The organism is Priestia sp. TSO9 (assembly GCF_021029645.1).
Taxonomy (GTDB): domain Bacteria; phylum Bacillota; class Bacilli; order Bacillales; family Bacillaceae_H; genus Priestia; species Priestia megaterium_E.
On sequence record NZ_JAJEKD010000015.1, the window covers coordinates 152,964 to 166,248 of the forward strand.

General features: G+C 38.2%; 15 protein-coding genes. 7 read left to right on the forward strand and 8 right to left on the reverse strand.

Going from position 1 to position 13,285, the window contains the following annotated elements:
- Positions 1–142: 142 nt before the first annotated feature.
- The 4 genes from LJC66_RS15520 to LJC66_RS15535 all read right to left on the reverse strand — a co-directional run bounded on the left by LJC66_RS15520 (position 143) and on the right by LJC66_RS15535 (position 5,601).
- On the reverse strand, positions 143–1,681 hold the full coding sequence (locus LJC66_RS15520) for an AbgT family transporter (protein ID WP_230932956.1): 1,539 nt from the start codon (positions 1,679–1,681) through the stop codon (positions 143–145).
- Positions 1,682–1,889: 208 nt separating this feature from the next.
- On the reverse strand, positions 1,890–2,852 hold the full coding sequence (locus LJC66_RS15525; RefSeq protein WP_230932957.1) for a sortase domain-containing protein: 963 nt from the start codon (positions 2,850–2,852) through the stop codon (positions 1,890–1,892).
- 106 nt (positions 2,853–2,958) lie between these two features.
- On the reverse strand, positions 2,959–4,302 hold the full coding sequence (locus LJC66_RS15530) for a hypothetical protein (protein ID WP_014459522.1): 1,344 nt from the start codon (positions 4,300–4,302) through the stop codon (positions 2,959–2,961).
- Positions 4,303–4,737: 435 nt separating this feature from the next.
- Positions 4,738–5,601, reverse strand: a complete 864-nt coding sequence (locus LJC66_RS15535; RefSeq protein WP_230932958.1) for an alpha/beta fold hydrolase — start codon at positions 5,599–5,601, stop codon at positions 4,738–4,740.
- Positions 5,602–5,751: 150 nt separating this feature from the next.
- Here LJC66_RS15535 and LJC66_RS15540 point away from each other — a divergent pair, with 150 nt between their 5' ends.
- Complete coding sequence (locus LJC66_RS15540) at positions 5,752–5,904, forward strand: YflJ family protein (RefSeq protein ID WP_097825168.1); 153 nt, start codon at positions 5,752–5,754, stop codon at positions 5,902–5,904.
- On the opposite strand, the gene LJC66_RS15545 is transcribed toward LJC66_RS15540, so the two are convergent.
- The 4 genes from LJC66_RS15545 to LJC66_RS15560 all read right to left on the reverse strand — a co-directional run bounded on the left by LJC66_RS15545 (position 5,863) and on the right by LJC66_RS15560 (position 8,981).
- On the reverse strand, positions 5,863–6,111 hold the full coding sequence (locus LJC66_RS15545; RefSeq protein WP_195696649.1) for a hypothetical protein: 249 nt from the start codon (positions 6,109–6,111) through the stop codon (positions 5,863–5,865). The two genes, LJC66_RS15540 and LJC66_RS15545, sit on opposite strands and share 42 nt — an antisense overlap.
- A 128-nt stretch (positions 6,112–6,239) precedes the next feature.
- Positions 6,240–7,172, reverse strand: a complete 933-nt coding sequence (locus LJC66_RS15550) for an alpha/beta hydrolase (RefSeq protein WP_230932959.1) — start codon at positions 7,170–7,172, stop codon at positions 6,240–6,242.
- A gap of 39 nt (positions 7,173–7,211) precedes the next feature.
- Positions 7,212–7,745 (reverse strand): GrpB family protein, encoded by a 534-nt coding sequence (locus LJC66_RS15555; RefSeq protein WP_230932960.1) that lies wholly within the window; start codon positions 7,743–7,745, stop codon positions 7,212–7,214.
- Between the two features lie 90 nt (positions 7,746–7,835).
- Positions 7,836–8,981, reverse strand: a complete 1,146-nt coding sequence (locus tag LJC66_RS15560) for an acyl-CoA dehydrogenase family protein (RefSeq protein ID WP_230932961.1) — start codon at positions 8,979–8,981, stop codon at positions 7,836–7,838.
- Positions 8,982–9,179: 198 nt separating this feature from the next.
- On the opposite strand from LJC66_RS15560, the gene LJC66_RS15565 reads away from it, so the two are divergent.
- From LJC66_RS15565 to LJC66_RS15590, 6 genes are all read left to right on the forward strand, one after another.
- Entirely contained in the window at positions 9,180–10,385 is a 1,206-nt protein-coding gene (locus tag LJC66_RS15565; RefSeq protein ID WP_230932962.1) for a TcaA 3rd/4th domain-containing protein, read from the forward strand.
- 182 nt (positions 10,386–10,567) lie between these two features.
- Entirely contained in the window at positions 10,568–11,347 is a 780-nt protein-coding gene (locus tag LJC66_RS15570; RefSeq protein ID WP_195696645.1) for an STAS domain-containing protein, read from the forward strand.
- Positions 11,348–11,486: 139 nt separating this feature from the next.
- Complete coding sequence (locus LJC66_RS15575) at positions 11,487–11,729, forward strand: spore germination protein (protein ID WP_013057625.1); 243 nt, start codon at positions 11,487–11,489, stop codon at positions 11,727–11,729.
- Between the two features lie 107 nt (positions 11,730–11,836).
- Entirely contained in the window at positions 11,837–12,079 is a 243-nt protein-coding gene (locus LJC66_RS15580; RefSeq protein ID WP_013057626.1) for a spore germination protein, read from the forward strand.
- A 51-nt stretch (positions 12,080–12,130) separates the two neighbouring features.
- Positions 12,131–12,634: an Hsp20/alpha crystallin family protein gene (locus LJC66_RS15585; protein ID WP_014459514.1), complete on the forward strand. Its 504-nt coding sequence runs from the start codon at positions 12,131–12,133 to the stop codon at positions 12,632–12,634.
- Between the two features lie 113 nt (positions 12,635–12,747).
- A complete protein-coding gene (locus LJC66_RS15590) occupies positions 12,748–13,275 on the forward strand; it encodes a hypothetical protein (protein WP_230932963.1) in 528 nt (175 codons plus the stop codon).
- Positions 13,276–13,285: the final 10 nt, after the last annotated feature.

Below are 13,285 nucleotides of genomic sequence, written 5' to 3' on the forward strand. Positions count from 1 at the left end.
TTTATTCAGAAAACTTTTGTTTTTTTATCCTGTTTTCTTTTTTTTGTATTCTCCTATGTACACATAAGTTGAACTATTTTTTATTCGTGTTAGATTTTCTCACGTAAAAAATCCTCTTCTTGGAGTAGAAGAGGATTTTTCTTTACAAATACATATATACACCAGGCCCTAGAGGAATACCGAATATTGCAAAAATAAGCAACATAACAATCCAAATGCCTAAAAAAGCTAGAGTATAAGGAAGCATAAGTGAAATAATTGTGCCGAGTCCTGCCTTAGGCTCGTATTCTTTCATAAAGGCTAAAATAACAATCATGTATGGATTTAAAGGAGTAATTACATTCGTGGAAGAATCTGCTATTCGGTATGCTGCTTGAATAAATCCAGGGTTGTATCCTAACAGCATGAACAATGGAATAAAAATAGGTGCTTCTAGTGCCCATTGAGCGGAGCCGCTAAAAATAAGAAGGCTTAGAACAACAGTTAAAAATACAAAACCAACCACAACTGGAAGTCCAGTTAGATTTAGTGCTTTTAATGCATCTGCTCCTTCTACTGCAATCCACGTTCCAATATTAGTCCAATTAAAGTAAGCGATAAATTGAGCAGCCGCAAAAATAAGGACAATATAGCTAGCCATATCTTTCATCGAATCAGTCATATAAGCAGGTACATCTCTAGAACTTTTGATTTTCCCTACTGTTATTCCGTAAACAGAGCCAACTACCACAAAAAACAGCAGCGTAATCGGAATGATACCATCTAAAAAAGGAGAGGGAACAATTCCACCGTCTTCATTTCGTAGAGGAGAGTTGGGCCAAAATAAGAAAACAGCTAGTACAGCGACATAAATACATGTAGCAACGATACTGTTTTTTAATCCTTTTGCTTCTGCCTCACTAATTTCACCAAAATCATTGCGTTTTTTTCCTTTATAATTGCCCAGCCTAGGTTCTACAATCTTTTCGGTGACGATCGCCCCTATAACGGTCAAAACAAATACAGAAGACGCCATGAAGTACCAGTTCGCTGCAGGACTGACAGCGGCGCTTGGGTCAATTGTTTTAGCAGCTTCAGTCGAAATGCCTGATAACAATCCGTCGGTTCCGGATATAATAAGATTTGCTGTAAAGCCTGATCCCACCCCAGCAAATCCTGCTGCTAATCCAGCAAGCGGGTGCCTTCCTACTGTATAAAAAATCATTGCGGCAAGCGGAGGCACGATGACAAAAGCAGCATCTGCCGCTAAGTTGGCCATAATTCCTGTAAAAATGATGGCGTATGTAATAAGAGCTTTTGGAGCATTTAAAATCGTTTTCTTTATGGCCACTTCAAGCAGACCTACTTTTTCTGCAAGTCCGACTCCAAGCATCATAGCAAGTACAAGTCCTAGGGGCTTAAATTCAGTGAAATTGGTCAGCATCGATGTTAAGATATACTGAATGCCTTCATGCGACAACAAACTTTTAATTGGAAGAGTTTTATTAGTACCAGGATGGACCACCGTTACTCCCATACTATTAATAGCAACAGATGCTACTACGATAATAAGCGCTAGGCATACAAACAAAATAAAAGGATCAGGTAGTTTGTTTCCGAACACTTCTACTCTTCCTAATAGTTTGTCTAGAAAGGTTGTTGGGTGTGATTTTTGCTCTGTTTGCAAATTAGGTTGTGCCATGCTTTCTCTCCTTTTTCTTTTAGATTCTTTCCTTTTAATTACCAAAACACTATTAGTACATAATAATCTGAATATTTATATTATTCAAGTATTATTTTTAAGGGCTTTTTATTTATCTATTAAAACTAATAGCATTTAGATAAATAGAAAGGCAGAAGATATCATTTAATCGACAACAAAAAGCTCTCCGTTTGAAGAGAGCTTTTTGTTATTTCGCTATACTAGACGGAGCAGACTCTTTTCCTGACTCATTAACAGCTGTTACATAGTAACGAGACTGAGATGCGTCGGAATCAGCAAAGCTTTTTCGCTCAAATTCCGAAACGCTGCCAATATGGACAAATGTTCCGCCTGGTTTCTTTTTATAAATTCGATAACCGATAATATTGCCTTCTCGTACCGCGTACCACGTAAGCAAATTACCGCTCATCTTTACATGTGTAGGAGGTTGCGGGGCAGTTGCTTCACGCTCCAATTCTTTTGCTTGGTCAGCTTTTAGTTCTGTATAGACAACTAACCTCTCTTGATGGGTTCCTTCCGCACGGTCAAACGTGCCTGTGCACGTAATCAGATTTAAATTACGTTTGTTGCTGTACCCAAAAATTTCGTTTAGAGGTGCCTTATCTCGCGGATAGCTTTTTATACGTTTAACAACAAAAGTAAGCGTGGTCCCCTGTGCATCTCTTACGGTAATTTCATCGTCTTTTTTTAAGTTTTTTAGATTGTAAAAGACGGCAGGGCCGGTTTTACTGTCTACGTGTCCTGCTAATACAGCATTTCCTTTTACGCCAGGTTTAGCTCCTGGTTCAAACCAAGCAACTCCATTTTCTGTAGAGGGTGCTGCCATTTCACCGTTATCTAACAATCCTACTTCTTCAATTGAAGCCTCCACACCAATAGCAGGAATGGACACTTTTTCAGGGATGATTCCTTTGAATTCTTTGTTTAACTGTTTAGCTTCTGTTTTATGTTTTTTTAATACAGCAAATTCTTCTTCAAGCGTTACCCAGCTTTTTAGATCCTTTGATTGTGCTTCTTTCTCTTGTTGCTTAGCTGCAGCCTGTTGCTTTGTTTCTTTTGCTTCTACCATTTGTTCTTTAAAATATAGTCCGCCGCTAACAAGCAGGACTAAACTTAATATACAATAGGCAAAAACAATCGCTTTTTTCACATCGTCACCTCATTTCACAGCTGTTTATAAAAAAGAAGAGAGAACAACCTCTCTTCTTTTTTCAGGACTCTTGACTTGTAATCGATAGGGAAAAGGAGAAAAAATATTATTTGCTTACTGGTTTCTTGCGTAAAATAACTCCAGCTGTTAATACGGCTAATGAACCTAGTGCAATATAGATCGCTGTTAGTGGGTTCATCGTTGATTCAGATGCCCCGCCCATACCTGTTTTCGGCATATCTGTTGGCATAGCTGTTTCAGCAAACTTATCGGGGTTTTGTTTTACAATCGCTTCACCTAAAGCTTGGCCGACACCAAACATTAATTTATACCCTTCACGATACGTATCATAACTTCCAGCGTAGTCACCGGATGCATATTGCTCAAATGTTTTAATAACCGTATCTTCATGTGCTTTTATAGCTGCCTGTGCGTCTGCAGTTGGAAGGTTTCCATCTGTTGCTGTTCCTAAGAATGTACCAAATTCTTGCGCGAATTTATGGAGCTTATCTTTTGCAGCCTTTTCTCCTGCTTCATCGCCTTTTACTTGTGCACTTACTAATTCAGCTTGGGCATTGATGTGATCTCCTTGCCAAATTTTTTCGAATTGTGCAGCTCCTTCATCGCCGTATACTGAGCCGATTGCAGCTTTAAAATCTGCTGTGTTAGCATTTTCTAGCCAGCTGACGTAGTCGTAATCTTTTGAACCGTTAAACCCTTTTTCCATTCCCATTGTTGCTAACGCAAAATGTTCTGCTGCTAAGCTGTTTAATGAAGAACGTAAATCTGCTGCTGGTGTATCTACTTTGGTATTATCGAATTTATCGGGCATTTGCGTTACGATTGCATTTGATAACGCTTTACTAATGGCAAACATTTGCTGATATCCTTCGCGGTATGTCTTCGCGGCTGCCTCATAGTCACCTTCTACATAATCTTCAAACGTTTCTTTTACTTGATCTTCGTGCACGCGAAGCGCTTCTTTCGCAGCATCTTCAGGTAGTTTACCTTCCGTAGCAGTGCTTAGAAATTTAGCAAATTCATTCACGAATTGATCTACTTCTTTATCTACTTCCGCCATGGCTTCTTTGTCGTTTTCTTTTGTTGCTTTTACAAAATCATCTGTGTAATTGTTGTGTTCTCTAAAAATCCGTTCAAACTCAGCCGCTCCTTTATCACCATAGATAGAAGCAATAGCTGGTTCCATGTCGACGGCATTTTGATCGAGTGCTTTGAACGCAGCGTCAGCATCTTTAGAACCGTCATAGGCTGTTGTCATAGCGGCAACGGCAAGCGTAAAGTGTTCAGATAATAAGTAGTCTAAGTTCGCTCGTAGATCTGAAGCTTTTGTTACTGCCGTTGGTTTTGCTTCCTCTGCATTTGCAATAGTCGGCATCAATAGTGAAGCTCCTAGTACAGGGATCATTAATTTTTTACTTAATTTCATCATTTTCCACTCTCCTCATTTTTAGTTGATATACGCCACTTTTTTCATTCTTACTACATCTTAAACCATTAAATAGATTGAAGATTTTGAATATTCTATATATTAAACCTTCATGTTCCCTCACATTTAATGATTCTTTTTAGGAAGTATTCTCTTTCTATCTACTAAACGATTGCTGAGTGACGTTGGATCACTCTTTTTAAAAAAATTTTTAAAATGTCATCTTCTTGAAGAATTCCTTCCCTTTCTACTTATCTAACTGACGCTTTGTTCAGCTAGATCACTTTTTTCAAAAAGTTTTTACGCGCCTTTTTTCAAGAATTCCTTCCTTTTATACTTACCTAACGATCACCTTATTCTGTTGGATCACTTTTTAAAAAATTATTTTAAATTCAAAAGAAAAAGAAAGGTTTCTAGAGGAAACCTTTCTTTTTCTCTTTACTTATTTAAAAAATTCCACATCACGTCGTTTACTTCTTGAGGCTTTTCATGCTGAGGAGCATGAGATGCTTCAGCCAATCGATGAACAGATATGTTTGGCACATATTCTTCAATGCCATCTAAGTTTTCAGGCATAAACGTAGGATCTTGATTTCCCCAAATAATCTGTACAGGGATGTTTAACACTTCCTCTTCTAACGGAAACAAAGATTTTCTTTGAAGATCTTCTTCCGTGAAGATTTTTAAATTGCGGTAATAACTTAGCATGGACAGCACAGAGCCATTTTCCCAAGAGTTCATGTATGCTTGAACATCATCAGCTGTTAGATATCCTTTTTTTACACCTGGGTCGATCACAAGCTTACGCAAACCGGAGAAGTTGTCTCGTTCCATATAGTCCTGTGCTTCTTGTTTTTGAAACCATTTCATATACTCACTTGCTTTTTGCTGATTTTTATTTGTTCTAAGCTCACGCATAAATGTATAAGGATGCGGACCGTTAAAAGCAATTAATTTTTGTACATATTCCGGGTAGCGATAAGCAAATGTCCAGCCGATTCCTGCTCCCCAGTCGTGTACAACTAGCGTGCAGGAGCTATATCCTAAACCTTCAATCACTTGGCGGATATCTTCTACTAATACATCAATTTCGTATGATTCTAGTCCGCTTGGCTTTTCAGATAGATTATATCCTCTTAAATCCAAAGCAACTGTGTGGAAATCATTAGAAAATTCATCGATCTGGTGTCGCCAAATATGCGAAAAGTCAGGAAACCCATGAAGAAATAGCATAAGATCTCCTTGTCCCTTGCTTATGTAGTGCAGTTTAACGCCATTTACGTTTATATACTGTTTACTCATTGTTCATTTCCTCCTTTTATGTAGCTGTAGAGCAGTATAACGCTGTAAAAAATGAACGTCAATTCATTTGCTTCGTTCACTTCTTTTTATTTCCTTTTATGAATATAGTTAATTATTTAGAGTGCACCTTTTTTAAAGGAGTGGTTAACGATGGCTCATATGTATTCAAAGGGCTGGTTTGTTCAGCAGTTAAAAGCAGCCAACATCTCTAAAATTGATGGAAGAAAGCTAGAAAGTTATAAAACCTACATTCTTCGTAATTTATATGCTGAGCTTATAGAACAAGGTAAAATCAACGGCTAAAAGAGGTTGAGACATCACGAAATGAATCCCATCTAAAGATGAACAAATGGGATATATGAGCTGAACTGCTTGAGACACCGCAGTTGATTTCCGTGCAAGGCTTCGCTTTCCGCGGGCGGCCGCTGAGCCTCCTCGTCGCTTTCGCTCCTGCGGGGTCTCACCTGTTCCGCTTTTCCCGCAGGAGTCTTCGTCTTGCCCTCCAATCAACTGCTAGAAAGATTTACACACATGAAATCTACGTTTGTCCTAACAAAAAAACGAACCACTAATCAAAAGTCTTGATCAATGGTTCGTTTTACATTTCGTCTAAAATATTTTTGTCCCAGCCTCTTTTTTTACAGTGATTGCTCAATAAAAGATAATACGCGCTTTACATATTCTTTTTTATATACGTGATAATTTTGAACGTGTTCTGCTTTCTTAGTTTTCCAGAAGTGAAAAGCATCTGGATGCGTTTTAGCCATTTTTTCACTTTCGGTGTAAGGAATTTTTGTATCTCCTGTGCTGTGTATAAATAAAATTGGTCGAGGGTAAATATGCTCGACTGCTTTAATAGGACTAGCTTCAGCAGGATTTACATCTGCAATAACAGGAAGAATAGCAATGGTTAGCGGCGTAAACGGAAAGTTTGGTAAATGAGACCATACAGATAGATTTTCTTTTAAATAAGAGGTTAAATCACTAAAAGGACTATCGGCTACCACTGCTTTTACGTCGTCATCTTGAGAAGCTGCTAATAAAGAAGTGGCTGCTCCCATTGAAATGCCGTAGAGCACAATTGGCTCTTTTGTTGTTTCTTTCATCTTCTGAATAACGCCTAATAAATCGAGCTGTTCTTTTACACCAATCGTCGTTTGATTTCCTTCTGAGTCTCCTGAATCTCTGAAGTCAAACATGACTACTCGATATCCCGCTTTTACAAACTCTTTACTCAGCGGCAGAAAGCCAGCTCCTTGTGCTTCACGGTTATTTCCGTATCCATGTGACATAATAATGGTCGCTTTTGGCTGTTCCGTTGGTTTAATCATCCATCCTTTTAAATGGGTTATTCCGTCTTTGCTCAAAAATACTTGATTGCTATAGTACATGCCGTAATTACCAGGATTTTTCACAGCAGGATTTTTATCTAGTTTTGTCAGGCTTATGCCTACATAAAGAGAAATGGCCGTACAAAGTACAAAACAAAGAGCAACAAAGGATATCAGACTGATCCATATCGTTTTTTTCTTTTTACCTGTAGGGGTCTGTCTATTTAGAACTGGAGTCAAGCTTTTCCCTCCTTTTTATCTAAGGTCATTCTTCTCATTCTAACTCTTGCTGTCTCCCTTTTTCCATTTTAAAGCTAGCCCATCTATTTTATGGATAAAATTCGTTTTATTTTCCACATATTTTTTCGGTTCAAAGCGATAGCGATGCGCTAGCTCTATTTTCAACGTTTCGTATTCTTTTGCTGCATCAGGGTGAGTTCGCAGATAATCCCGAAACGATAGATGACGATTAATTTCGGGGTGGCCTTTTTCATAAACATGAACGTGGTGGGTTCTTTCGTTTCCACCTTTTTGGAAGTATCGTCTTCCTTTTATGCCGTTTTCACCTTTTGCTTCGTAACCAAGTTGTTCCATCTTTTGATTATATGTATCTACGTTTTTTATATCTTTCACTTCAATAAGTAAATCAATAATCGGTTTTGCGCTTAAGCCGGGAACAGCAGTGCTTCCGATATGATGAATCTCTAAAACTTGAGCTGACATTGTAGTTGTTAAGGTGGCAGCTTCTTTTGAAAATTCCTTTTCCCACGCGATATTATAAGGTGTCAGCTGAATTTCTCTTACGGACTTCATCTTCAATTCCTCCTTTTGCAACGAAAAAACTGCTTATTATAGAATAGCCTATAATAAGCAGTTTTTCATCATTTAACATGTTATTAAGTTTTATCTAGTAAACGCCTGCTTCGCTAAATTAACAATCGTCATATCATCCATTGGAGGGTTGTGGAGCCCAGCACGCACGTCTCTATAATAGCGCTGCAGCGGATTACTGCGCTGCAAGCTACGCGCTCCTACTATGCGCATGGCTTTGTCAACAACCGTACAGGCACTATTAGTCACCACGTGTTTGACAGCTGCTAACTCTCCCGCTAATGCTGCTCGTTCGCTTGTTTCATCCCATTTATTTGCCACGCTGTACATAAAATGACGCGCCTGCATGAGTTCAAGTTCTATCTCTCCTACTAAACGCTGCACATTTGGCAACTCGCTAATCGTCCCTTCAATACTATTAGGCGAATATTCTGTGGCAAATGCGACAGCATAATCTCTTGCTGCGATGGCTGTACCCATGTAGCAAGCTGGTATATGAAGAAGCCAGCCGCTTGGCTCATTCTTTTTAAAACCACCGAGGCGTTCAACAAGAAAGTCGCGTTTAATCTCAACGTTTTCTAGCACAAGATCATGACTTCCTGTCCCGCGCATTGCAATCATATCCCATGTTTCTTCTATTGAAAGTCCGCTTGTTTCACGAGGAATTAAAAATAAGCCGATCTCTTCTTCACCTTCAATGCTTGCTTTTACCAAAAAGTAATTTAACACTGGAGACATCGTGGTGAATGTTTTTCGGCCATTGATTCGCCAGCCTTCTTTTGTTTTTACGGCTGTCGTTTCCGGTTTTCCTCCTCGAGTAGGACTTCCTGTCTTCGGTTCAGTAGCAGCGGTGTTAATAAGTGCGCCTTTTTCTATTTCTTTAAAAATAAAATCGAGCATTTGCTGATTCCAAGGCTGTTTTTCACGCAAGTCCATTGTAATCCCCATATGCCATCCAATACTAAGAGCCGTAGAAGCGTCTCCTTGAGCAATTAATTCTTGAAATAATAAAAAATCATAAAGGCGCAATTCATCTCCACCATATTTGCTTTCGAGAGAAAGACGTGTATAGCCCGTTTCTTTTAACTCTTGAATATTTTCAAACGGAAACGTACCTTCTTCATCTATTTTAAAAGCTCGTTTCTTAAATTTTTCGACTAGAGGCAGCAATTTTTCATACGTAGACTTTTGATTTTTATTTACAAATGAAACACTCATTTGCTTCATCTCCTTTTTATATGACAGAGTGTCCCTATCGGATTAATATATAGTTCTTATCATAGCATACCTCACCTTTTCTGTGCATGTTTGGTGTGTTTATCTTTCTTGTTGAATCTATTCTTTTTCCAATTTAATGGTCTGTTTTACCTATGTATTCCATACATTTAATGGAATAAAAAGAAAGGAATGGTGTGAATGAATCAATGTCCAAAATGCGGTGCGAGTGCAAGCACAGACCAATTATTTTGCAATAACTGCGGCTTTTCTTTCACCGTGTCGCCAGCTGCAGCTAAGTATAAAAAGAGCTGGTATATTGGCGGGGGTATTGCGCTTATACTTCTTTTAACTTTTGTATTTTATTTCTTGTTCTCTAGCTCAGAAGAAAAGACGGCTGACCGCTTTATTGAGGCATTAGAATCGAAAGATACAGCTGTGTTAAGAGAGTTATTAGACTCTTCGCAGTCTACTATAGTTATTAATGACACATCTATTCAAGCTCTGTTGGATGCAACTTCCGATGGTTCTATTTTACGAGACGTTGAAAATGATTTGAAAAATAAATCAAGTATCTACTTTACAATAAAAGAACAGAAACATTCACTACTCTTCAAAAAACAGTACGTGGTTGTGCCGTCATCATATTATATCTCCCTCGCCACGCCAGAGGATGCAACGGTTACAGTCAATGATACAAAACAATCGATATCCAAAAATCAAACGCAAAAAATAGGGCCTTTTATGATTGGAAATTACCCGCTTACGGCTTCTTACGATAGCTCTTACGGAAAACTTACAGACCAAACGACTGTAAATTTCCACCGGCAAAAAGAAGAAAATATATCTGTTGTATTTAAAGGGACTTACGTCACAATCTCATCGAATAGAGATGACGCTATTTTATTCGTAAACGGAAAAAGCACAGGACTGCAGGTGAATAGCTCATCACAAATAGGCCCTGTTGCCACGGATGGAAGCATCACTGTTCATGCAGAAGTGCAAAAAGACGGCACAACGTTCAAAAGCAGTCCCTACACTATTCAAAGTGAAGAAAGTATTATGTTAAATATACAAACTCCGCCCGTCGAAAAGGAAAAAACCGTCATAAAAGAACGAGAAGTGATCGTGCCTGGGCCGCGCTCTTATGCTACTTCAAGCTCTTATATTCTTCCTGGTTCGGATTCTTACAAATTAAGCTATAGTGATATTAGCAGTTTGAGCTCGAGTGAATTAAGGCTAGCTCGAAATGAAATCTATGCGCGGCATGGGTATGTATTTAAATCGAAAGATCTTCAAGCCTATTTTTATGAAAAGTCATGGTATACCCCTGATTCATCATTCAGAGACTCCTACTTATCAAGCGTTGAAAAATATAACATTGATTTTATTAAATCATATGAGTAAGGTGGACTCCCCTTTTGCACAGGGGAGTTTTTTGATTGAAGCGAGTGCTTACTCCTACGCTTTTTACATACCATGATCCCTATACACGTTACTAAATTTCTTATAGCCTTCTTCATTCTTTTCACTGTAAAATATAAAGTAGATGTACATAAACTTACTACACGCATAAGGAGAGATGGAGAATGAATGGAATTGGACGACTTCCACAAAAGCTTAATGGACATTTGATTTTAGAAAATATTCAAGAAACCATGATCATTGCGGATAAAGACTATCGTGTGCAGTGGATGAATGCAAGAGCAATTGAAACACTCCAACCAGTACTCCCAATCTACCAGTTATCTCATATCGAAGAGTTAATTGGAAAGCATATGGACTTCTTTCATTCCAATTCTGAAGAAGCGGAAAAATTACTCACCTCTCTTCATACAACTTACAGAACGCGTATAACAATTGGAACTCAATATGTAGCAGAAGCTGTGATTCACCCCATTGATACAAAAGACGGCGAGCGTTATGGCTACTTACTTATGCTATTAGACTTTACAGATCAAGCCGAAGCAGAGCTTGAAAAAGAACGGTTAATTGAGGATTTGTCCACTCCTTTATTAAAGATATGGGACGAGGTTTTAGCTGTGCCCATTACCGGTAAGATGGATATAGAACGTGGAAAGAAGCTAACTGAAACGGTATTGGAGGCAGTTGTAAAAGAACAGGCGCGCTATTTGCTTATTGATTTATCTTCCCTTCATTCGTTAGATGAAGAACACGGTTATTATATTAACACGCTCCACGATGCTTTGCGTTTGATTGGTACCACTTGCCTTATTGTTGGTCTTTCTTCAAAAATGGCTCTCTCGCTTGTAGATTCTCAGTTTAATTGGCGGACATTTTCCACTGTCCAACAAAGCATCTCTTACATTTTAGAAAAAAAGAATTATCGTATTGCACCCATTTCATAAGCCATATCATTAAGTAATCCTCTCTCAATCGCTTTTTCCTTCAATCGGAAAAGGCGATTTTAGTTATGAGGAATTGTGAACGTTTAGGCACTTATCATCATAGGATACATTAATCAACCATAGAAAAGGGTGAGAGCATATGCCAAGTGTTATTAACATTTATAATTTAAAGATCAACAGTATCTCAAGCAACGGTTCTGTCAACATTGGCGAAGCACTCCACAACAGTCACACGGCCCATTCAAAATCCACTGGTACGAACTCTTCTTATGGCGATGTCTCACCTGCTTCCTCGAAAATGCGAAACATTTATATCGATCCTGATACAAATGACCAAACAGATATTGCAAACGTTGATCATGTCAATGGTTATCAGCAGTGATATAGGGCAATGCTTGTCAACAGCATGACGACAAACGGTGAATACATTCTCTCTAAATGCAATAGGCCGTTGGAGTAGAATGAATAAAAACAGTAAGGGGTCTCTTTATGCCTCTTCAAATTAACGTTTTTAATATCGTAACAAACGGTGTCACGCAAAACGCAAATATTGATTTTGGTTCCACCATTCAAAACAGTCACACGGCGAACTCAAAATTTAACGGAGCGAATTTTTCTCTAGGTAACTTCTCTCCTACTTGCTCTCAAATGAATACAGGCGTGTTAGATCCTGATGTAAGCGATCAAGATCAAATTGCAAACCCTTCAGCTCCAATTGGAAATCAAATTTAGCTTTAACAATTTTGTCGTTTTACTTGGCACATTACAAGGAGGTGTGTAAATATGTTTCCATTTGGAAAGTCTCCTTTTAAAGGAATGATGGAAAATATCCCAAAAGGAATGGCATCTAAAGACATGAATAAATATATTCAGCAAATGATTTCTTCTACGATGTCCCATTCTTTTCCGGATTTTATGCAAGGAAATGAATTCTTTAAGCAAGCCCAAGACATGATGAAAGAACAGCAGGATGTGGGAAATGAAGGTCATGGACAACAGTTAAGAAGATTTGATTCAAACGTCATCAATACATTAGATGAATGCATTGTGCAGTTAAAAATTCCTAACCGCGATATTGTATCAAGCATTAAAGTCTATCATACTCCATATCTGTGTACGATTGAAGGAATAGATGGAGAAGAATCCTTCAAAGAAGAAATTCAGCTTCCTTGTTCGGTTCGTAAAAAAGGTACACGCGCCGTATATCGTTCCGGAGTGTTGGAAATCCGGATGCCTAAACATGTTAATATTCCTATGTCTCAAATAGACGTCCACGATTTAGATTAAAGTGGACGTTTTTTTCTGTTTTCATGCATACATATAAAATAGAAAGCTGCAAAAGGCCTTGTTTTATTTCTTTTAAAGAAGGTGACAAATATGAATCATGGAAAATTTAAAAAGTGGCGCATTTAACCGACGCGATCCCTAAAATAGAAGAGCTTCATCAGCAATTAAATGAATCAGCTCACCTTATTCAATCACTGTCTCAACTGCACGAGCAAACAGCTCATTTACTATCAGCTATGCAGTCAGCTCCTAATTTCGAAGCTATTCAAAATCAGCTCTCTGCGTTAAAGGAAGAATCGTCCAATACAGCCTTATATGAGATGATGAAAACTCTTGACAAAAAGATTGATGAAGTAACTCAGCCAAAGCAGTCCATTGTTGTTGAAAAAATCATGGTCGAAAAAGTATTATTAGACAAAATTGATCTTAGTAATAATTTCGGCCAGCTAGGCATTAAAGATTTGACCGGTCACTTAAACATCGGCACCACTTACAGCGCTGACTCTGATCAAGTAGATGAAGAAGTCAAAGACTTGTTTTCTGTTAAGCTAAAAGAAAAAAAGATTGATGAACATACAACTGAGACAACGATGAGTTCAGGAGGTGAAACAGAAAAACCTGATGATCACTCCGAAGAATAAAAAATGACCG

What these genes read in the sequence shown, in the direction of transcription:
- LJC66_RS15520 (WP_230932956.1), bottom strand. Translation starts at nt 1,681, where the DNA reads ATGGCACAACCTAATTTGCAAACAGAGCAAAAATCACACCCAACAACC.
- LJC66_RS15530 (WP_014459522.1), bottom strand. Translation starts at nt 4,302, where the DNA reads ATGATGAAATTAAGTAAAAAATTAATGATCCCTGTACTAGGAGCTTCA.
- LJC66_RS15535 (WP_230932958.1), bottom strand. Translation starts at nt 5,601, where the DNA reads ATGAGTAAACAGTATATAAACGTAAATGGCGTTAAACTGCACTACATA.
- LJC66_RS15540 (WP_097825168.1), top strand. Translation starts at nt 5,752, where the DNA reads ATGGCTCATATGTATTCAAAGGGCTGGTTTGTTCAGCAGTTAAAAGCA.
- LJC66_RS15555 (WP_230932960.1), bottom strand. Translation starts at nt 7,745, where the DNA reads ATGAAGTCCGTAAGAGAAATTCAGCTGACACCTTATAATATCGCGTGG.
- LJC66_RS15560 (WP_230932961.1), bottom strand. Translation starts at nt 8,981, where the DNA reads ATGAGTGTTTCATTTGTAAATAAAAATCAAAAGTCTACGTATGAAAAA.
- LJC66_RS15565 (WP_230932962.1), top strand. Translation starts at nt 9,180, where the DNA reads ATGAATCAATGTCCAAAATGCGGTGCGAGTGCAAGCACAGACCAATTA.
- LJC66_RS15570 (WP_195696645.1), top strand. Translation starts at nt 10,568, where the DNA reads ATGAATGGAATTGGACGACTTCCACAAAAGCTTAATGGACATTTGATT.
- LJC66_RS15575 (WP_013057625.1), top strand. Translation starts at nt 11,487, where the DNA reads ATGCCAAGTGTTATTAACATTTATAATTTAAAGATCAACAGTATCTCA.
- LJC66_RS15580 (WP_013057626.1), top strand. Translation starts at nt 11,837, where the DNA reads ATGCCTCTTCAAATTAACGTTTTTAATATCGTAACAAACGGTGTCACG.
- LJC66_RS15585 (WP_014459514.1), top strand. Translation starts at nt 12,131, where the DNA reads ATGTTTCCATTTGGAAAGTCTCCTTTTAAAGGAATGATGGAAAATATC.